Origin of the sequence: Evtepia gabavorous (assembly GCF_003425665.1) — a bacterium.
GTDB lineage: Bacteria > Bacillota > Clostridia > Oscillospirales > Oscillospiraceae > Evtepia > Evtepia gabavorous.
The window spans coordinates 23,261-44,634 of record NZ_QQRQ01000011.1 but is presented as its reverse complement, the minus strand read 5'-3'; the positions used below and the strand labels follow the sequence as shown (position 1 = coordinate 44,634).

Here is a 21,374-nt window from a genome sequence, read left to right as displayed (position 1 = left end):
TTTTCATGAAACAGACAGACAAAGCTTTGGACAAAAATCGGCCCGGCCAGGAGCAGGGCCTCTCTTTCTGGCAGTGTTTTGCCCGGAACTGGCTGTACAGCCGGGACCTGCCCGGTCTGCGGCCCTATCTCTATATCATCCCCTTCTTCCTGGCCTATTTGGTGCTGGATTTCTCCCTGCGGTTTACCTACCGGGGCATGGGCATTGTGGGGGTCAAATACCTCCCGGCGGGGTTGTTCACCCTGGGCTGGGCACTGGTTTTCGCGGGGCTGGTGTTCTTCCTGCCCAAGGTGCCCCGGTGGTTTGTCCGGTGCGTGCCCCTGGTGACCTTTGTGGTGCTGGCCATCACCCACAGCGGGTTTATGAGTGCCTTTCGAAAGTTCTTCTCCTTTTCTTCCCTCTCCTTTGGGGGGACGGGGAGCTTTGTGGACGCCTCATATATCACCATCAACTGGAAGGTCATCGCCGGTTCGGCCATCGCGGTGCTGCTGATGATGATCTCCGGGCGGCTGCTGAAGGTCATCCCCCCCAAGCCCGTCAAGGGGTCTGTGCTGGCCGGGGTGCTGGCCTGCCTGGTGGGGGCGGGACTGGTGGCCTTCACCCACATCCATTACTTCCCTGTGGTGGACCGGATGATCTGGGAGACCTCCCCCGAGGAGAACCAGCGCATGGCCTACCATGAGTTCAACGACACCACCAACGCCCTGATGGTCAGCGGTCTGTATCAGTACACCGTCCGGGACCTGGGGCGGCTGCTCTTCCCCCAAGACACCATGACCGACGGGGAGCGGCAGCAGATAGACGACTATGTGGCCGAGTATGAGGCCGCCCAGAAGGACAACGCCTATACCGGCCTGCTGGCGGGGAAAAACGTCATAATGGTCCAGCTGGAGGCCATTGACACCTGGATGCTCCAGGAGGCCTACATGCCCAACCTGGCCAAGCTGAAGTCCGAGGGGCTGGTGTTTACCAACCATTACACCCCGGCCTACATCTCCGCCGGCACCTTCAACACCGAGTTTATGACCAACAGCGGCCTGCTGCCGGCCACCGGGGGCATCTCCACCTCGGTGTATACTGAGAATGCTTTCCCCTACTCCATGGCCAATCTCTTCCGCCAGGCGGGGTACACGGCCCGCTCCTTCCACAACAGCGACGGGCAGGTGTATGACCGGGGCCTCATCCACCCCAATCTGGGCTATGAGAAGTACTATGGGGGCTACGACATGCAGATGGAGAGCTACCAGCTGGACCGCCATCTCATCAACGGCTTTGACGAGATGACCGAGGGGGACCCCTTCTATTCCTTCGTCATCACCTACTCCGCCCACGGCCCCTACGGGGAGGAAAACGGTGTTTACCAAGCCCATGCGGAGGAGGCCCAGGCCGCGGCCCAGCGCACCGACGGCAACTATGTCTACGCGGTGGCGGGGGCCATGGAGACCGATCTGTTCATCGGCGAGCTGGTGGACCGCCTGACCCAGGAGGGCCTGCTGGAGGACACGGTGCTGATCTTCTACGCCGACCACTATGATTACTACATGATGGATGACCAACTGAACATGCAGATCAAAGGAGTGGACAACGGAAATCTGCTCCAACACACCGACTTTTTCATCTGGTCAGCGGACTTAGCGCCCACCCAGATTGACAAGGTGACCTCCAGCCTGGACGTGCTGCCCACGGTGGCCAACCTCTTTGGCCTGGATACCAGCGGAGCCTTCCTGGCCGGCCACGACGGTCTGGGGGACCAGGGAGGGTATGTCTTCTTCTCCGACGGCAGCTGGTATGACGGGACCACCTACTGGTCCAGCAAGAATGGAGGCGCCGGGGATGAGGCGCGCTCGGCGGAGATCAACCGTATCACCACCCTCAGCAACCGGGTGCTGGCGGGAAATTACTACGGGACAGCGGAGCAATCCCCCTGAAAGAGGAGACAAACAAGCGATGCAAACCAAGAAATCCAAACGAATCTTGCCCCGCTCCGCGGTGCTGACGCTTTTGCTGCTGGTGGCGGCGGGGCTGTCCATCAGCGCCTTTTCCCTGGCCCTGTCGGGGTGGAACGGAGTCAGCTGGGCGGGCAATCCCACCCTGTTTTTCTGGAACACCCTGCCGGTGTTTCTCCTGCTGGGCCTGATTTGGCTGGCCTCCGGGCAGGCCTGGCTGGCCTGCCTGGTGACGGGGGCGCTGATCTTCCTCCTCACCGGCGCCAACTACTTCAAGGTGATGTTTCGGGATGACCCCATGCTCTGGGAGGACCTGTTCCGCATGCGGGAGGGCCTCCAGATGTCTGACCAATATCAGGTGGCGCTGACCCCTATGATGTTCCTGTGGATCGGAGTCATTGTGGCTGCCACAGTGGTTCTCTTCTTCCTGGGCCGGGGCCGGCCCAAGGCCACCCTGCGCCTGCTGGCCCTGACAGCAGTGGGGATGGTGAGCCTGGTTTGTTTTGACTACATTTACCCCGACGATCAGCGGTACACCGCCCTGGCGGGGGAGCATGCCCAGGACGAGCGGGAGGCCTATGCCGCCACGGGGGTGGTCTATCCCTTTTTCCACAGCGCGGGGGATTACCTGTCCTCTTCCAGTTCCTATGACGAGCGGGCCGCCCGCCAGACCTACAACCAGTATACCGACGGGGTCATTCCCCCGGAGAAAAAGGTCAACCTGATCTCCATTCAGATGGAGGCCTTTGCCGACCTCTCCCTGTACGACATCGACGGCCTGTCCCCGGAGGTCTACCGGGACTTCCACGAGCTCCAGGCCGAGAGCTATTCCGGCACCCTCATCACCGACATCTTCGCCGGGGGCACCACCGAGACCGAGTGGGCTGTCCTCACCGGGGGCAACCAGCACGGGGATTTTAAGACCAAGACCGATTCCGTGGCCTGGTACCTGAAGAGCCAGGGCTACACCGCCAACGGCTCCCACCCCTGCCGGGACTGGTTCTATGACCGCAAGCACGTCAACCCCAACCTGGGGCTGGACGACTACCTCTTCACGGACAACTACTACTACCAGTTCATTGAGGAAGGGGAGGACGTGGCCTATGACGAGGTCTTCTTCCCCGATCTCCAGCAGCGTCTGACAGAGTATTTCAACACCAACGACGCCCCTCTGTTCTCCTTCAATGTGACCTACCAGGGCCACGGTCCCTACAACATGGAGAGGACCTACTGGGGGGACAGCTACTGCACCGGGGACTATTCCCAGTCCACCCTCAACGCCCTGAACAACTACTTCTACTTAGTCCAGGACAGCTCGGCCTACATGAAGTCTTTCACCCAGTACCTGGACAGCCTGGACGAGCCGGTGGTCCTCCTCCTCTACGGGGACCACAAACCCTGGATGGGCAACCACGGGGTGATCTACGAGGGCATGGGCATCAGCCTGGACACCACCACGGAGGAGGGCTTCCGCAATTACTACTCCACCTGGTACATGATCTGGGGCAACCAGGCCGCCAAGGATCTGCTGGGCCAGGACTTCCAGGGCCAGGGGCCCGACCTGTCCCCCTGCTTTTTGATGAATGAGGTCTTTGAGCTCATCGGCTGGGAGGGGTCGGCCTACATGCAGGCCCAGCGGGAGACCGCCCACACCCTCCCCGTCCTCCACACCACCGGCTGGGCGGAGGAGAACGGCGTGCTCACCCCCACCCCCTCTCCCGCGGCCCAGGCCCGGATGGAGGAATTCCAGAATCTGTCCACCTATGACCGGACCCGGTTTGAGTGAGTCCGAAGGGGAAAGAAGTTCACAAAGCAAGGGAAAAAACCGGAAATGCCCCGGGATTTCCCAGGAAAAAGAGGAAAAAACCTCCCTTATCCCTTGTGATAAGGGAGGTTTTGTGTTATCCTGTAATATGTATTGTTATTTGCATTTTTTCTTTCTTCGCCCCGCCGGGGCACGGAAGTAAGGATAGAAAATTTCCCGAACCGAGGTCCCAATCATGAAATACCAGCAGTGGAACATCGCACAGCGGTCCCAGGAGGCCTATAAAGCCATGGAACGGCAGGGGGTCCCCACCCTGGTGGCCGCCACTCTCTGTGCCCGGGGGATGACCGACTTGGCAGAGGCCAAGGGTCTCCTCTCCAGCGGGGAGGACCAGCTTCAGGACCCCTTCCTGATGAAAGACATGGACCTGGCCACCGCCCGGATTGGCCGCGCCCTGCGCAACGGGGAGAAGATCGCAGTCTACGGCGACTACGACGTGGACGGCATCACCTCCACCTGTCTGCTCACCCATTATCTCCGCGCCCAGGGCGGTGACGTGTGCTACTACATCCCCAACCGCCTGTCCGAGGGCTACGGGGTCAACCGGGAGGCGGTGGAGGAACTGGCCCGGCAGGGGGTGCGCCTGATGATTACCGTGGACTGCGGCATCACCGCCGTGGAGGAGGTGGCCTACGCCAGCGGCCTGGGCATAGATGTGATTATCACCGACCATCACGAGTGCAAGGAGGAGATTCCCGCCGCCGTGGCGGTGGTGGACCCCCACCGGAAGGACTGCCCCTATCCCTTCAAGGATCTGGCCGGGGTGGGGGTGGCCCTGAAACTGGTGATGGCCCTGGGGGGGGAAAAGCGGTACCGCGCCCTCTTCCAGGAGTACGCCGACCTGGCCGCCGTGGGCACCGTGGCCGACGTGATGAAGCTTTTGGGGGAGAACCGCACCATTGTCCGGGTGGGCCTGAACCACCTGAAAAAAACCCGCCGCCGTGGGCTGTACGCCCTCATGGTGGAGGCGGGCACCCTGAACCGGGCCATCACCTCCACCACCGTGGGCTACTGTCTCTCCCCCCGGATCAACGCCGCCGGCCGGATGGGCCGGGCGGTGACCGCGGCGGAGCTCATCCTCACCGAGGACAACAGCCAGGCCGAGCTGCTGGCCCACGAGCTGTGTGAGCTCAACCGCCAGCGTCAGGCGGTGGAGCTGGAGATTTTCAACCAGTGCCTGGCCCTGCTGGCCGGCCGGAAGCAGTATGACTGCCTGGTGCTGGCGGACAAGGCCTGGCACCAGGGGGTGGTGGGCATCGTGGCCTCCCGCCTGGCCGAGCAGTACGCCTGCCCGGTGTTTATGATCTGCCTCCAGGACGACGGCAAGGGGAAGGGCTCCTGCCGGTCCTACGGCGGGTTCAACCTCTTTTGCGCCCTGGAGCGGTGCGCCGACCTGCTGGAGGGCTACGGCGGCCACGCCCTGGCCGCGGGCTTCACCATTCAGGAGGAGAACATCCCCGCCTTCCGGGCCCGGATGGAGGAGATCGTCCGCCAGGACACCGGGGGAGAGGAGATGGTCTCCACCCTGCAGATCGACGGGGAGATTGAGAACACCGCCCTGCTCACCGTGGAGGAGGTGGAGGCCCTGTCCATGCTGGAGCCCTACGGGGCGGGCAATCCCAAGCCCGTGTTTTCCCTGTCGGGGGTTACCATCACCTGCATGTCCGACGTGGGGGGCGGACGCCACCTGAAAATGCGGGCCAGCCGGGACGGGCGGACGGTGGACATGATCTTTTTCTCCGTCACCCGGGCCAAGTCGGGGCTCACCGTGGGGGACCGGGCCGACGTGGCTTTCTACCCCCAGATCAACGAGTACCGGGGCTCCCGCTCCGTGCAGCTCCACCTGGTGGACCTGCGCCCGGCTTACTCGGCCCAGCAGCTCAATGAGCAGGCCCTGTACCGGAAGTACAGCCGGGGAGAGCCTCTCTCCCCCTGCGAGGCCCGGATGATGATTCCCCAGCGGGAGGAGTTTGCCGCCGTGTGGCGCTATTTGGCCAACCGGGACGGGGAGGTGGTGGAGGTGCCCGCCAGCCTGGCCCGGAAGGTGGCCCAGGAGGGGGACCTGTGGGAGTCCACCCTGCACACCATGATTTGCCTGGAGGTCCTGGAGAGCTTTGACCTGGTCACCCTCCGTCCCGAGGAGGGGGGCGCCCTTCGGATTCGCTTGCAGAAGCGACGAGGAAAGGGCAAGGTGGCCCTGTACCAGGCCCCCATTATTCAAAAGCTCCAGGCCATTGCCTGGGGAGAAGAGAGAAGAAGTCATTTGAGCTCATAAGGGGCGCGGCACACGTCCCGGAGCCAGTGCGGCGGGCCGGCGCCCGCCGGGAGGAAAGGGATGGCCTATGGAAGACAAGCTGGAGGCTCGTTTTCAGGAGCTGGAAGAGAAACTGAAGAATCTCACACAGGAGGACCGGGCCCGGGTCAGGGACGCCTTTGACTACGCCCGCAGCCACCATGAGGGGCAGCTGCGGAAGGACGGCTCCCCCTATATCACCCACCCCCTGGAGGTGGCCCACCTGGTGGCGGAGCTGGGACTGGACGCGGACTCCATCATGGCCGCCCTTCTCCACGACACCATTGAGGACACTGACGCCACCCACGAGGAGGTGGCCAAGCGGTTCAGCGAGACCGTGGCCGACCTGGTGGAGGGGGTCACCAAGCTGACCAAGGTGAAGTACACCTCCACCGAGGAAAAGCAGATGGAGAACCTGCGGAAGATGCTCATGGCCATGGCCCAGGACGTGCGGGTGATCCTCATCAAAATCTGCGACCGGGTCCACAACATCCGCACCCTGGAGTACCAGACAGAGAAAAAGCAGCGGGAGAAGGCGCTGGAGACCCTGGAGATCTACGCCCCCATCGCCCACCGCCTGGGCATGCAGCGGATGAAGTGGGAGATGGAGGACCAGTCCCTGAAATTCCTGGACCCCATCGCCTACCAGGAGATCTCCGACGAGCTGGACCGCCAGGCCAAGGCCCACGCGGCCTTTATGGAGCACATCCAGGAGGAGATCACCACCCGCCTGGAGAAGGAGGGCATCAAGGGCACGGTCTACGGCCGGGTGAAGCACGTCTACTCCATCTACCGGAAGATGTACGCCCAAAACAAAAAGCTCAGCGAGATCTTCGACCTGTACGCCTTCCGGGTGATTGTGGACGATATTTTTACCTGTTACCGGGTCCTGGGGGACATCCACGACATGTACCGCCCGGTCCTGGGACGGTTTAAGGACTATATCAGCACCCCCAAGCCCAACATGTACCAGTCCCTCCACACCACCGTCATCGGCAGCGAGGGCATCCCCTTTGAGGTGCAGATCCGCACCTGGGAGATGCACCACATGGCCGAGTACGGCGTGGCGGCCCACTGGAAATACAAGCAGGGCATGGGCAACAAGAAGCTGGGCACCGAGGAGACCTTCGCCTGGGTCCGCCGCCTGCTGGAAAACCAGCAGGACACCGAGGCCGAGGAGTATATCCGCACCCTGAAGGTGGACCTCTTTGCCGACGAGGTCTTTGTCTTTACCCCCAACGCCGATGTGATCAACCTCCCCGCCGGGGCCACCCCCATCGACTTCGCCTATGCCATCCACTCCGCCGTGGGCAACTCCATGACCGGGGCCAAGGTGAACGGGCGGATCGTGGGCTTTGACTACCAGCTGAAATCCGGGGAGATTGTGGAGGTCATCACCTCCAAAAACGCCAAGGGTCCCAGCCGGGACTGGATGAAGCTGGCCAAGAGCAACCAGGCCCGCACCAAGATCCGCCAGTGGTTCAAGCGGGAGAAGCGGGAGGAAAATGTGGCCCACGGCCGGGCCATGTTTGAGGGGGAGATCAAGCGCCTGGGCCTCACCATCGCCATGCTCACCGCGGAGCACATGCTCCCCCACATCCTGGAGAAGGTCCGGTTTAACTCCCTGGAGGAGATGTACGCCGCCATCGGCTACGGCGGGGCCTCCGCCCAGAAGTGCGCCAACCGGGCCCGGGAGGAGCTGGTCCACCAGGACCGCCAGCAGGCCGAGCGCCTGGCCGCCGAGCGGGCGGAAAAGGAGGCTGAGGAGAAAGCCGAGGCTCCCTCAGCCCTGGACGCCGGGGTAGCCCGAGCGGGCAATAAGAAACGCTCGGTCTCCGGGGTCATCGTCTCGGGGATGACGGAATGTATGGTGAAGTTCGCCAAGTGCTGCACCCCCGTGCCCGGGGACCCCATTGTGGGGTTCATCACCCGGGGCTACGGGGTGTCGGTCCACCGGTCGGACTGTCCCAACGCTGTGGCCGGCGCCCAGCGTCCCGGGGAGAAGGACCGCTGGATCAAGGTCAGCTGGGACCCGGACAGCCTCAACACCTATAAGACCTCCCTGGACCTCATTGCCAAGGACCGTCCCGGCCTGGCCATGGATGTGACCACGGTGATGGCCACAGCCAAGATGAATATTTTGGGGATGACGGTGAACGTGCTGCCCGACGGATACACCAAGATGAATCTGGTGGTGGAGGTGCGGACCCAGAGTGAGGTGACCACCATAATGAATAAGCTCAATCAGGTGCAGGGGGTGTATCAGGTCTCCCGGGTGAGCGGGTGACCGGCGGCCTGCTGCGTTGGTTTTTCGGTTTGACTATCGCCGTTGGAACGGGCGGGAACTTTGCCCTCCCGGGCGGGGCCCTATTTCTTTGAAGAAATAGGGGAAAGAACACCAGGGGCTGTGCCCCTGGACCCCCGCGGGGGAAAGAGTTTCTTTCCCCCACACCCCTTTTCTCCGGGCTGGAGTAGGAGCGGCGATCTTCTTCTATCGGCGTACCTGGCCTGCGGCCTTCACATTGAAAGGCCCGTAACGGCCCGCCCACCAGCTGGGCGGGCTGGGGACGTGGAGGGGTACCCTTTGGGAGAAGGAAGAGAGTATACTTGCGGGTTCCCACTTTTTCCTCCCGTCAACGAACCACTTCTCCCGCCCGCCCGAGCCGGTGGGCGGGCCATGAGGCGTTGGTCTTGGAGGCCGCAGGCCAGGTACCAAGAAAGAAGTACAGCCTCCCCCCACACAACCCCACCAGAGAAGGGGGTCCCGGGGGAGGAACCTCCTCCCCCGGGGGTTCTTTCCCCCATTTCTTCCCAAGAAATGGGGCCCCGGCCGGGCAGGCCAAGGTTCCCTGCCGTTCCAACGGCGTAAGGAGAAAACCCGCAACACCCCCCGCCCGGGAGAGCACCGTCCCGCCCGTTCCAACGGCGCGGGCCCCTGCACCAAGCACCCCTTGCCGTATAAATCCATCCAAAAACGGGAACAAAAAGAGGAGCCGCCCGGCTCCTTTCTTTCCCGGGAAAATAAAGGAAGCGTATATAGCTATGGAACACAACTTCCAGCCCCTCCTCTTCGGCGGGGACATCAATGTTTACAGCGTGGCCCGGGCCTTCCATGAGGCCTACGGGGTGAAATCCGTGTGCTTCGGCAAGTTTGCCTCCGGACCGGCCTATGGCTCCACCATCCTGGATTACCGGGTCTGCCCCCAGAACGAGGACGCGGCCACATTTCGCAAGAATGTGGCCGACGTGGCCGCGGAGTTTGCCGGCAAGACCGTGCTGGTCATCGGCTGCGGGGACAGCTATGTAAAGCTGGCGGCGGAGAACAAGGATACCTTCCCCCCCAACTGCGTGGCCGCCACGGTGAGCGGGGCGCTCATCAACACCCTTATCAACAAGCAGACCTTTTACGAGCTGTGCGACCAGTACGGCATCGACCACCCCGGCACCTTCATCTACCGCCGGGAGATGGGCCACGACTTTACCTTGGACTTCCAGCCCCCCTACATCTGCAAGCCCGCCAACGGGGTGGCCTATTGGGAGCACCCTTTCCCGGGGAATGAAAAGGTGTTCACCTGCCCCGACCGGAAGAGCCTGGAGGAGGTGCTGGACAAGGTCTATGCCGCTGGTTATCCAGACACCATGATTATCCAGGACTTCATCCCCGGGGACGACAGCTACATGCGGGTGCTCACCAACTATTCCGACCGCAACGGCAAAGTCAAGCTCATGTGCATGGGCCATGTGCTCCTGGAGGAGCACACCCCCCACGGCATCGGCAACCACGCGGTGATCCTCACCGAGCCCTGCGGGGAGATCGCGGAGAAGATCCGGGCCTTTTTGGAGGACATCGGCTATGTGGGCTTCTCCAACTTTGACATCAAGTATGACCAGCGGGACGGCAAGTACAAGGTCTTTGAGATCAACTGCCGCCAAGGGCGGAGCAACTACTACGTCACCGGGGCGGGGTATAACATCGCCAAGCTCCTGGTGGAGGACCGGGTGGAGGGGAAGGACCTCCCCTTCGTCCTGGCGGACAACCCCAGCCTGTGGCGGGTGGTGCCCCGAAAGGTGGCCTTCCGCTACATTGTCTCCGACTACCACCAGGAGATGAAGGACCTGATGCGGCAGGGGAGAGAGGTCCGGCCCCTGTTTTACCACAAGGACCGGCCGCTGCTGCGGACGCTGCGGATGGAGAAGAACCTGCTGGGGCATTTTCAGAAGTTTAAGCGGTATTATCAGCGCAAGAGCTGAGGAGAGCGGCATGCCTGGCCGGGGGGTGTTGGGTTTCTTCCCACGCCGTTGGAACGGCAGGGAACCCTGGCTTGCCCAGCCGGGGCCCCATTTCTTGAGAAGAAATGGGGGAAAGAACCCCAGAGGGAAGAGGTTCTTCCCTCTGGACTCCCTTCTCTGGTGAGAAGTGGTCAGACGCTGTACTTCTGCCTTAGTACCTGGCCTGCGGCCCTCACAGCGAAAGGCCCGTAACGGCCCGCCCACCGGCTGGGCGGGCTGGGGACGTGGGTGGGTACCCTTTGGGAAAAGGCAGAGAGGAACCGTTCGGTTTCCCGCTTTCTCTTCCCGTCAACAAACCACTTCTCCCGCCCGCCCGAGCCGGTGGGCGGGCCATGAGGCGTTGGTCTTTGAGGCCGCAGGCCAGGCCCCTACTTGACGGAACCACCTTCCCCCGTTCCTCTCACCAGAGAATGGGGTTCCAAGGGGAAGGAACCTCCTTCCCCTTGGTGTTCTTTCCCCTATTTCTTCAAAGAAATAGGGCCCCGCCCGGGAGGGCCAAGTTCCCGCCCGTTCCAACGGCGTAAGGAAAAAACCAAAATGCTCCGGCAGACAAAGGAGGTACCCCTATGCACCAAGAAGGCATCTTAGGCGTCCTGGGCGGTATGGGCCCCCAGGCCACCAATACCTTTTACCAGCGGATCATCGACCGCACCCAGGCCGAGTCCGACCAGGAGCACCTGCGGGTGCTCATCTGGAGCGATGCGAAGATTCCCGACCGCACCGCCGGCATCCTGGGCACCCCAGACCAGGCGGAGGCCGTCTACCAGCATCTGCTGGCGGACGCCAAGCTCCTGGAGAGGGCGGGCTGCACGGTGCTGGCCATCCCCTGCAACACCTCCCATTACTTTGCCGACCGGCTCCAGGGAGAGCTGCATATCCCTCTCATCCACATGATCCGGGAGACGGTGTCCGCCATTCGGGCCATGGGGAAAACCACCGTGGGCATCCTGGCCACCGACGGCACCGTCCGGACGGGGATTTACCAGCAGGCGCTGGAGGCCGCCGGCCTCACCCCGGTGACCCTGCCGGCACAGCTGCAAAGGGTGGTCATGTCCATTATTTACGATGAGATCAAAAAGGGGGAGACCGGCTCCCGGGAGAAGTTTGGGGAGATTGACGCCTATCTCCGCCAGGCCGGCTGTGACTGCGCCATCCTGGGCTGCACGGAGCTGTCGGTGTACCGCAGCCTCCACAGCCTGCCCCCTTATTACATTGACGCCATGGAGATTCTGGCCGAGCAGGCCATCCTCCGCTGCGGCAAGGCCCTGCGAAACGTATAAAGAGAAGGGGCCGCGCAAAGACGCCGCCCCGTGCCCAACCTTCCAGTAGAAAGGAATATGATTATGAGTCTCACCCTCTATCCCTTGGGGGATTACATTCAGTTGCTGCAAAGGAAAAACCTCCAGCTGGAGTTCTCCGGGGCCCCTCTGACCCGGGAGGTCTCCCTGGTCAGCTGCGACTCCCGGCAGGTGGTGCCCGGCACCCTGTTCATCTGCAAGGGGGCCCACTTCAAGGTGGAGTTTTTGCAGTCCGCCAAGGAGCAGGGGGCCTTCGCCTACCTGTCGGAAAAGCGCTATGACCAGGTGGACCTGCCTTGCATCCTGGTCAGTGACGTGCGTCTGGCCATGGCCCTGCTGGCGGACTTTTACTATAACCACCCCTCGGCCAAGCTGGGGGTGGTGGGCATCACCGGAACCAAGGGAAAATCCTCCACGGCCTACTACTTAAAGTATATCTTTGACGAGTACCTGGCCGCCAAGGGCCAGCCCGCCAGCGGGGTGATCTCCTCCATTGAGACCTATGACGGGGTGGAGAAGTTTGAGTCCCACCTGACCACCCCGGAGCCCCTGGACTTGGAGCGCCACTTTGCCAACGGGGTGGCCACCGGCATGCGGTACCTCACCATGGAGGTCTCCAGCCAGGCGCTGAAGTATGACCGGGTGAAAAACGTGGAGTTTGCCGCCGCGGTCTTCCTGAACATCGGCATGGACCACATCTCTCCCATTGAGCACCCGGATTTCGAGGACTATTTTGCCTCCAAGCTGCGGATTTTTTCCCAGGCCGCCGCGGCCTGCGTGAACCTGGACTGCGACCACGCCGACCGGGTGCTGGAGGCGGCCCGGAAGAGCTGCCCGAGAATGATTACCTTCTCCCAGAAGGACCCTTCGGCCACCATCTTCGGCTCCCAGGTCCGCAAAGTGGGGGGAGACATCCTTTTCCGGGTCAAGACCCCCCGGTACAGCCGGGAGTTCCGGCTGACCATGCCCGGCCTGTTCAATGTCCAGAACGCCCTGGCCGCCCTGGCGGTGTGCGAGGCGGTGGGGGTGCCGGAGCAGTACGCCTTCGCGGGTCTGATGAAGGCCCGGGTCCCCGGACGGATGGAGGTCTACGCCAACGCCGATGAAAAGGTCACTGTCATCGTGGACTATGCCCACAACCGGCTGTCCTTTGAGACCCTCTTCCAGTCGGTCCGGGAGGAATACCCCGGCCGGCGGATCGTCACCGTCTTCGGCTGCCCGGGCTACAAGGCCTATGACCGCCGGAAGGACTTGGGGGAGATTTCCGGCCAGTATTCCGACCTGGTCATCCTCACCGAAGAGGACGCCGGGGAGGAGCCGGTGGAGGAGATCTGCCGGGACATCGCCCAGTATGTGGAGCAGGGGGGCTGTGACTACTCCATCGTCCCCGACCGGGGAGAGGCCGTCCGCCAGGCGGTGATGGGCTGCCAGGTGCCCACGGTGATCCTCCTCACCGGCAAGGGGGCCGAGACCCGGCAGAAGCGAGGCATCGAGTATATTGACTGCCCTTCCGACGTAGACTATGCCAAGGAATATCTCCATGAGTACGATGTCCAGCACGGCATGGATGGGATGAGCAAAGTCCGGGCCCTGCTGGATGTGCTCCCGCTGCTGCGCCGGTATGAGGGGCGCACCATTGTGATCAAGTACGGCGGCTCCGCCCTGGACGCGGCCTCCACCGACACCATTTTGGAGGACGCCGCCGCCCTCCAGTCCGTGGGGGTGCGGGTGATTCTGGTCCACGGCGGCGGCAAGGAGATCTCCGCCCTGCTGGAGCGGCTGCAGGTGGAGACCCACTTTGAAAACGGCTACCGGGTCACCGACCAGACGGTGCTGGAGACAGCGGAGATGGCCCTGTCTGCCCGGGTGAACAAGTCCATTGTGGCTGCTCTGGACCGGATCGGCGCCAAGGCCTGTGGCATCTCCGGCCGGGACGGGGGCCTCATCACCGCCCGGCAGAAGGACAAGGCCCTGGGCCTGGTGGGGACCATCACCAAGGTGGACCCCCGGGTTCTGCGTACCCTGCTGGAGGGGGGCTTCCTCCCGGTGGTCTCCCCGGTGAGCCGGGGAGAGGATGGGGGAGCCCTCAACTGCAACGCCGACGACGCCGCCCGGGCGGTGGCCGAGGCGGTGGGGGCGGACAAGCTCATCTTCCTCACGGACACCGATGGAATTCTGGTGGACAGCCACAACCAGTCCACCCGCATCGCCAAAATGGATGTGAGCCGGGCCAAGGAGCTCATGGACAGCGGCCTGATCGCCGGAGGTATGATTCCCAAGACCCTCAACTGCATCCACGCGGTGGAGCACGGGGTGGGCTCGGTGACGGTGCTGGACGGCCGGATGGAGCACGCTATTCTTCTGGAGGCGATTTCTGAGAAGTCTCTGGGGACGACGATGGAGAAGAAGCGGTAAAGGGGGAGGCGGGTTCCCGGCCGGGCAGGCCAAGGTTCCCCGCCCGTTCCAACGGCGTGGAAGCACACAGGGGAGCCCCCCTCACCACAACCAACACAAGGAGGCCATCTATGGTTCAAATCGAAACCCTCCCCAACGGAGTCCGCATTGTCACAGAGCCCATGGATACCGTCCGCTCCGCCGCCCTGGGCATTTGGGTGGGCGGCGGCTCCCGGGAGGAGGCCCCGTCGGAGTCCGGCGCGGCGCATTTTATTGAGCACATGCTCTTCAAAGGGACCCAGCGCCGTTCCGCCCAGGACATTGCCCGGGAAACCGACGCCATCGGCGGCCAGATGAACGCCTTTACCACCAAGGAGTGTACCTGCTTCTACGGCCGGGTGCTGGACAGCCATTTGCCCCAGGCCCTGGATATCCTCTTCGACATGGTCTATCACTCCTCCTTTGCCCAGGAGGCGGTGGAGACCGAACGGGGGGTCATCCTGGAGGAGATCGACATGTATGAGGACACCCCCGACGACCTGTGCGCGGAGAAGCTCTTCGGGGCGGTGTTCCAGGGCAGCGCCCTGGCCCGGCCCATCTTAGGGTCGGCGGAGACCCTGGCCCCCATGACGGGGGAGTTCCTCCGGGAATACCACAGGACCCACTATCGGGGGGACAACACGGTGGTGGCCCTGTCGGGGAGCTTTTCCCAGGAAATTCTGGACGAGCTTCGCCGGCGGTTTGCCGCCCTGCCCGCCGGGGCGCCCCAGCCTGTGGTTCCGGCGGTGTATACCCCTGCGTTCGTGGTCACGTCCAAGCCCATTGAACAGAATCACCTGACCCTGGCCTTCCCGGGTCTGGACTACAACTCCCCCAAGCGGTTTGCCCTCCAGCTGCTCTCCTCCATTCTGGGCGGGGGTGTCTCCTCCCGACTGTTCCAACAGGTGCGGGAGCGCCAGGGGCTGTGCTATACCATTTACTCCTATGGGGCGGGCCACGCGGACACCGGGGTGTTCTGCATCTACACCGCCCTGAACAAGGAGACCGAGGCCAAGGCCCTGGCCACCATCCGCCAGGTGGTGGACCAGCTGCGTCGGGAGGGGCCCACCTCCGAGGAGCTGGAGCGGGCCCGGGAACAGTCCAAGGCCAATGTGGTCATGGGTCTGGAGTCCACCCAGTCCCGGATGAGCCACGCCGGCCGCTCCCTCCTCTTTTCCGGGGAAATCCTCACCCCAGAGCAGATCATCGCCGCCTATGACAGCGTCACCCACGAGGATGTGGTGGCTCTGGCCCAGGAGATTTTCCGCTGGGATCAGGTCTCCCTCTCCGCTGTGGGCCAGGTGCGGACCGCCGAGGCGTACCGGGCGCTGGTGCTGGAGGCGTAAGGCAGTGGAATACTGCCTCCTCCACGGACTGGGGCAGAGCCCAGCTGACTGGGCCGCTGTGGAGGCCGGTCTCCCTGGACAGAAGATTCTCTGCCCGGACCTGGCCGCCTGGTGGGCGGGCCGGCCCGTTACCTATGAGAGCTTGTTGGAGGGTCTGGAAGCCCAGTGTGCTGGGCGGGAAGAGGCCATGGTCCTGTGCGGGTGCTCCCTGGGGGCCATTCTCGCCCTGGACTATGCCTGGCGTCATCCCCGACAGGTGTCGGCCCTGGTGCTGATTGCCCCCCGGGTCAGGATGCCCCGGGGGCTGCTGCGGCTTCAAAACGGGGTTTTCCGCCTGCTTCCGGCCCGGGCCTTTGCGGGCCAGGGCATGGGGAAGGACCAAGTCCTCTCCCTCACCCGTTCCATGCTGGCGCTGGACCTCACCCCTACCCTGGACGCGGTCTGTCAGCCGACCCTGGTACTGTGTGGAGAGAAGGACCGGGTCAACCAAAGCGCGGCCCGGGAGATTGCCCGGCGGCTTCCCCATGGGCGGTATGAGCAGGCCGCCGGCGCTGGGCATGCGGTGAACAAGGACAGGCCCGGGGCGGTGGTGCGGGCCCTTCAGACCGTTGCGATGATGAAACCCCCTGTGTAGGTTTGGATTCCTGCACAGGGGGTTTGATTTTGCGGCGGGTTTGCCGGGGGAGGCGGTGGTGGGTTTTCCCCCGGCGCCGTTGGAACGGCAAGGAACCTTGGCTTGCCCAGCCGGGGCCCCATTTCTTGGGAAGAAATGGGGGAAAGAACCCCAGAGGGAAGAGGTTCTTCCCTCTGGACTCCCTTCTCTGGTGGGATGGTGTGGGGGGAGGCTGTACTTCTTTCTTAGTACCTGGCCTGCGGCCCTCTCCTTGTCACGCTGGTAACGGCCCGCCCACCGGCTGGGCGGGCTGGGGACGTGGGTAGGTACCCTTTGGGAAAAGGCAGAGAGTAACCGTTCGATTTTCCGCTTTTTCCTGCTGTTAATAAACCACTTCTCCCGCCCGCCCGAGCTGGTGGGCGGGCCATGAGGCGTTGGTCTTTGAGGCCGCAGGCCAGGCCCCAATTTGACCAACTACCTTCCCCCATTCCTCCCACCAGAGAATGGGGTTCCAAGGGGAAGGAACCTCCTTCCCCTTGGTGTTCTTTCCCCTATTTCTTCAAAGAAATAGGGCCCCGCCCGGGAGGGCACCGTTCCCGCCCGTTCCAACGGCGATAGAAAAGAGCGCAGGGACACCCCCCTCACCGCTGCTTCTTCAGCAGCCGAATATCCTGCCCAAAGAATGCCATCAGCAAATACTCCCCCTCCAGCCGGGAGGCCACCTGGGGGGAATACCGCTGCCGCACCCCTTCCAGGTTCAGGTTGGAGGAGATCACCGTCCGCTTCCCCTCAATCAGCCGGGTGTTGATGAGTTCATACAGGGCCGCCTGGACAAAGGGAGAGGTGAACTCGCTGCCCAGATCGTCTAAGATCAGCAGGTCACAGGTGAGATACCGGCGGGTGTCCGCCTCCGCCTGGCGGCTCTCCTCCCCATACCGGGCAAATTTCCGGGTTTCAAACCGGGAGAGGATGTTGGCCGCGGTGTCGTAAACCACGGCATACCCCTGTTCCGACACCACCCGGGCGATGCAGGCCGAGAGGAAGGTCTTTCCCAGGCCGGGGGGGCCGTTGAAAAAGAGGTTTTTGTGGGGATAGGCGTCAAAGTTCTCCGCATAGCTGCGGCAGGAGGAGAGGATAAACTCCATGTTCTCCCGGGGAGAGCGGTGGAACTCCGGCCAGGTCTGCCGGTCGTAGTAGTCCAGGCGGAAGGTGTCGAAGGACTGATCCCCCAGGTCCAGCAGGGAGGAGAGCTCCGCGATCTGCTCCTGGCGGCACAGGTCCTTCAGGCAGTCGCACATGGCCGCGCCCCGCCAGCCCCGGTCGTTGCACAGGGGACAGTAAGGGGTCTCCTCCAAGGCGTCGGGGGGGTAACCGGCCTGGTCCAGCAGAGCGGCCTCCTCGTCCTGGAGGGCCAGATTCTCCCGGCGCAGGGCGGCCAGAGCCTCTTCCTGGCCCAACCCCTGGCGGAGGGCGGCGGCCAGAATCCGGGGGGCGGTCTGCCGCAGCTGGCGGTCAATCTCCGCGGTGCGGGGCAGGGCCCGGTAGATCTCCGCCCGGCGGCGGGCCTGGTCCAGCTGGTGGGCCCGCTGGGCCTGCTTGAGCCGGGCCTCGGCCCGGGTGAGAATGGATGCGCTGTATGCCATGGGTCAGCCCTCCTTCGCGGCTGCGGCCCGGCGGGCCTGTTCGATCATCCGGCCGATGTCATCCGAGGGCAGCGGCTGGGTCCCCTGGGCCGGCTGGGGGGTGGCCCGGGGGTACTGGGGCCGGCGGTTTTTGCGCTCGCTGGCCTCCACGGCCTCCACGGTGGTCAGGCCCTCCTTGTACCAGCGGGTGAGAATGCCGTTCATATAGGTCCACTTGAACTCCTGAAGCTGGAAGATGGTCCGGTCCCGGGCCAGCAGCAGCAGCTCGTCGGAGCAGCCCATCTGAATCCAGGCGTCCAAAAATTCCGCCTCCTTCTCCACCGGCGCCCGGCTCTCCCCGAAGAGGAGCTGGAGGATCTCCGTCCCCCGGCGGTTGCGCCGGCTCAGCCGGTGCAGATGGGCGTCGGCGGCCTCCAGGGTGTCAATGCCGGCCTTCTGCCATTTGTAGGCCTCCCGGCGGATCTGGGTGAGGGTGGGCTTGCGGCCGGGCCCCTTCTGCTTGGCCTGCTCCACGCACCAGCCGGTGAGGGTGAGGATGACCTCCGGGGGCAGGGCCAGAAAGTCAAAGAGGGTGTAGAGAATCTTGAGGTCGGCGGGGGAGAGGACCTTCCCCAGCATCTGCTCCACCGCCGGCACCAGGGCCTTGAAGCCCCCGTCGTTCTGGAAGGCCTGGGCGATGTCCTGGGTGGTGTAGTCCGGGGGCCGGTCGTCCTCCAGCTTTTCCGGCCGGGGGGGCTGAACCGGGGTGTCCGAGGAGATGAGGCCCAGCCGGAGCAGGGTGTTTTGGGCCGCCTCCACCTGGTCCGGTCCCCAGGGCAGGGCCCCGCTGTTCTGGCCGGCGGTGAGGCAGAGATACAGCAGGGCGGCGTCGCCGTTGCCCGCTTTCAGGAGTTTTTCCACCGCGGACCGGTGAAGAGAGAGGATACTTCCGGGCAGCAGCAAGTCCTTTGCCATGGGGCCGCCTCCTTTCGTGGGGATAGAATCATACGATAACACTTTATTTTACAAGAAATTTCCCGGTTCGTAAAGGTGTAACTTTTTTCACCCCGGTGTCTCGCCCCCGGTGGGTGGGGGTCTATCCTTTTTTGTCGAACCGTGGTATAATATCCTATTCCAAAGAAAACCCAACCTGGAAACGGAGGAATCCCTATGGCAAATCCAGTGACCATTTATATTCACCACCAGAGCTACCGCTTTTTGGCCGAGGAGGAGGAGACCTACCTCCAGCAGTGCGCGGACATCGTCAACAAAGAAATGGACCAGGCCATGGCGGGCAACACCCTCTCCATCACCGACGGTGCGGTGCTGGCGGCCATGAACGTGGCGGATAAGTACTGTAAGGAGCGCCAGGTGTCCGACAATCTCCGGGCCCAGCTGAAGCAGGCCCTGGACGAGAACACCCGCCTGGCCCGGGAGCTGGCCGAGGCCAAGCGGGAGGCCCGCAAAGCCGCCCGGGGGGAGAAGGGGACCAAGGCCCCCAAACAGGGCCCCCGACAGGAGGAGACCTGATGGAGCTCCTGGCCCCCGCCGGCTCCCCGGAGGCCCTGACGGCCGCGGTCCAGGCCGGGGCGGACGCGGTGTATCTGGGGTTTGGGCCCCTGAACGCCCGCCGGAACGCGAAGAATTTCACCCGGGAGGAGCTGGAGGCCGGGGTGGCCTACTGCCATCTGCGGGGGGTGAAGGTCTACCTCACCCTCAACACCCTGCTGACCAACCGGGAGTTGCCCCTGGCCGCGGAGACCGGAGCCTGGGCCTCGGACCTGGGGATTGACGCGGTTCTGGTGCAGGACCTGGGGGTGGCCCGCCTACTCCGGCGGACCTGTCCAGACCTGCCCCTCCACGCCTCCACCCAGATGACCGTCCACAGCCTGGACGGGGTCCGGGCCTGCGCCGACCTGGGCATGACCCGGGTGGTGTTGTCCCGGGAGCTGTCCGCCGATGCCATCGCGGACCTGTGCGCCCGCTCCCCCGTGGAGCTGGAGGTTTTCGGCCATGGGGCGCTGTGCATGTGTTACAGCGGCCAGTGCTTTCTCTCCGCCGTGCTGGGGGGACGCAGCGGCAACCGGGGCCTGTGCGCCCAGCCCTGCCGCCTGGCCTTCCGGTGGCCGGGGGAGAAAACCCCCTCCCACCCTCTGTCCCTGAAGGACCTCTCCCTGGCCGGGGCCCTGGGTCAGCTGGAGGAGATGGGAGTGGCCTGCCTGAAGATTGAGGGCCGGATGAAGCGCCCGGAGTACGTGGCTGTGGTCACCGGCATCTACGCCGCCGCCCTGCGCCAGGGGCGGGAGCCCACCCAGGCGGAGCTGGCTCAGCTGGAGGCCGCCTTCTCCCGCCAGGGCTTTACCCAGGGGTATTTCCGGGACCAGAAGGGTCCGGCCATGTTCGGCACCCGTCCCCAGGGGGCCCGGGACCCGGCGGACCTCTTTGACCAGGCCCGGCGGTTCTACACCCGGGGAGAGCACCGGACGGTTCCCGTGTCTCTCACCGCCCAGGTCCAGGGGGAGATGCCCATGGTTCTCACCGCCCGGGACCCGGCGGGCCATACCGCTGTCGTCCAGGGCCCCTGTCCCCAGGCCGCCCGCACCCGCCAGACCACGGCAGACCAGGTGGCCGGCCAGCTGAGAAAGACCGGGGGCACCGTCTACCAGGCGCACCAGGTCCAAGTGGACCTGGCCCCCGGCCTGTCGGTCCCCCTGTCGGCGGTGAACAGCCTGCGCCGCCAGGCCTTGGAGGAACTGGACCGGGCCCGCACCCAGCCCCCTGCCCGGCGGACCCTTCCCTTTGTTCCGGCCGCCCCGGAGAGAGGGCGGGCGGGTGTGCCGGCGTTTACCCTGTCCTTCCGCCGGTGGGAGCAGCTGACGCCGGACTGCCTGGACCAGGGCCCCGCCCTGGTCTATCTGCCCTGCCAGGAGCTCCCGGGCCATGAGGACGCCCTGCGCCGGTGGGCCCAGGCGTATCCAGACATCGGGTTTGGGGTTGTTCTGCCCCGGGTGGTCTGGGACCGGGAGCTGCCCCGGCTGCGGAGAGAGCTGGAAGCCGCCCGCCAGGCAGGGGTCACCCAGGCCCTGCTGGGGCACATCGGACAGCTTCCCCTGGCTCGCTCCTTTGGACTGATTCCCCGGGGAGACTTTGGGCTGGGCCTGACCAACGACGAGACGGCGGCGGAGCTGGCCCGGCTGGGGTTTGCCTCGGCCACTGCGTCCTTTGAGAGCCGTTTGGCCCAGATTCGGGACCTGAGCAAGCCCCTGGACCTGGAGCTGCTGGTCTATGGCCGGCTGCCTTTGATGCTCATGGAGCACTGCATCCTCCGAAACCGGGGGCAGGGCTGCCACTGCCAGGACAAGCCTCAGTCCCTGGGGGACCGGAAGGGGGAACACTTCCCCGTGGAGTCGGCCTGGGGCTGCCGCAATGAGCTCTTCAACGCCAAGCCCCTGTGGCTGGCGGACAAGACCGACTGGCGGACCGCCGGGGCGGCCTATGCCCGGCTGGCCTTCCTGCGGGAGGGTCCCGGGGAATGCGCCCGGGTGTTTCGGGCCTACCGGGAGGGGGCGGGGGAGCCGCCGCGGGCCTTTACCCGGGGGCTTTACTATCGAGGGGTGGAGTAGGAGTATCTCTCCGGTGGGGGAGGCGTTCCTTTCGGTCGCCGTTGGAACGGCAGGGAACCTTGGCCTGCCCGGCCGGGGCCCCATT

General features: G+C 64.0%; 13 protein-coding genes. 11 read left to right on the top strand and 2 right to left on the bottom strand.

Annotation, left to right across the window (positions count from 1 at the left end; genetic code table 11):
• The first annotated feature begins 5 nt into the window (after positions 1 to 5).
• The 9 genes from DV520_RS07800 (at position 6) to DV520_RS07755 (ending at position 16,065) form a co-directional block, all read left to right on the top strand.
• Complete coding sequence (locus DV520_RS07800) at positions 6 to 1,928, top strand: LTA synthase family protein (RefSeq protein ID WP_117142357.1); 1,923 nt, start codon at positions 6 to 8, stop codon at positions 1,926 to 1,928.
• Between the two features lie 19 nt (positions 1,929 to 1,947).
• Positions 1,948 to 3,732 carry an LTA synthase family protein gene (locus DV520_RS07795; RefSeq protein ID WP_021920074.1) on the top strand — a complete coding sequence of 595 codons (1,785 nt, stop codon included), beginning with the start codon at positions 1,948 to 1,950 and terminating at the stop codon, positions 3,730 to 3,732.
• Positions 3,733 to 3,946: 214 nt separating this feature from the next.
• On the top strand, positions 3,947 to 6,046 hold the full coding sequence (gene recJ, locus DV520_RS07790; RefSeq protein WP_117142355.1) for a single-stranded-DNA-specific exonuclease RecJ: 2,100 nt from the start codon (positions 3,947 to 3,949) through the stop codon (positions 6,044 to 6,046).
• A gap of 67 nt (positions 6,047 to 6,113) precedes the next feature.
• The gene (locus tag DV520_RS07785) at positions 6,114 to 8,351 is read left to right on the top strand and encodes a RelA/SpoT family protein (protein WP_021919863.1); all 2,238 of its coding nucleotides are present in this window, start codon (positions 6,114 to 6,116) and stop codon (positions 8,349 to 8,351) included.
• Positions 8,352 to 9,106: 755 nt separating this feature from the next.
• Positions 9,107 to 10,315, top strand: coding sequence for a carboxylate--amine ligase (locus DV520_RS07775; protein WP_117142353.1), 1,209 nt, complete (start codon positions 9,107 to 9,109; stop codon positions 10,313 to 10,315).
• Positions 10,316 to 10,920: 605 nt separating this feature from the next.
• Positions 10,921 to 11,634, top strand: a complete 714-nt coding sequence (gene cuyB, locus DV520_RS07770; protein WP_021918858.1) for a cysteate racemase — start codon at positions 10,921 to 10,923, stop codon at positions 11,632 to 11,634.
• A 57-nt stretch (positions 11,635 to 11,691) separates the two neighbouring features.
• Positions 11,692 to 14,067 (top strand): acetylglutamate kinase, encoded by a 2,376-nt coding sequence (gene argB / locus DV520_RS07765; RefSeq protein ID WP_165850069.1) that lies wholly within the window; start codon positions 11,692 to 11,694, stop codon positions 14,065 to 14,067.
• Between the two features lie 110 nt (positions 14,068 to 14,177).
• Positions 14,178 to 15,431 carry a M16 family metallopeptidase gene (locus tag DV520_RS07760; protein WP_021918723.1) on the top strand — a complete coding sequence of 418 codons (1,254 nt, stop codon included), beginning with the start codon at positions 14,178 to 14,180 and terminating at the stop codon, positions 15,429 to 15,431.
• A gap of 4 nt (positions 15,432 to 15,435) precedes the next feature.
• Complete coding sequence (locus tag DV520_RS07755; RefSeq protein WP_165850068.1) at positions 15,436 to 16,065, top strand: alpha/beta fold hydrolase; 630 nt, start codon at positions 15,436 to 15,438, stop codon at positions 16,063 to 16,065.
• Positions 16,066 to 16,685: 620 nt separating this feature from the next.
• On the opposite strand, the gene DV520_RS07750 is transcribed toward DV520_RS07755, so the two are convergent.
• Positions 16,686 to 17,687, bottom strand: a complete 1,002-nt coding sequence (locus DV520_RS07750) for an ATP-binding protein (protein WP_117142350.1) — start codon at positions 17,685 to 17,687, stop codon at positions 16,686 to 16,688.
• Between the two features lie 3 nt (positions 17,688 to 17,690).
• Positions 17,691 to 18,641 (bottom strand): DnaD domain protein, encoded by a 951-nt coding sequence (locus DV520_RS07745; RefSeq protein WP_117142349.1) that lies wholly within the window; start codon positions 18,639 to 18,641, stop codon positions 17,691 to 17,693.
• Positions 18,642 to 18,836: 195 nt separating this feature from the next.
• On the opposite strand from DV520_RS07745, the gene DV520_RS07740 reads away from it, so the two are divergent.
• Both DV520_RS07740 and DV520_RS07735 read left to right on the top strand, forming a co-directional pair.
• The gene (locus DV520_RS07740; RefSeq protein ID WP_117142348.1) at positions 18,837 to 19,196 is read left to right on the top strand and encodes a cell division protein ZapA; all 360 of its coding nucleotides are present in this window, start codon (positions 18,837 to 18,839) and stop codon (positions 19,194 to 19,196) included.
• Positions 19,196 to 21,289 (top strand): U32 family peptidase, encoded by a 2,094-nt coding sequence (locus DV520_RS07735; protein WP_242984668.1) that lies wholly within the window; start codon positions 19,196 to 19,198, stop codon positions 21,287 to 21,289. Before DV520_RS07740 ends, DV520_RS07735 begins: the two co-directional genes overlap by 1 nt.
• Positions 21,290 to 21,374: the final 85 nt, after the last annotated feature.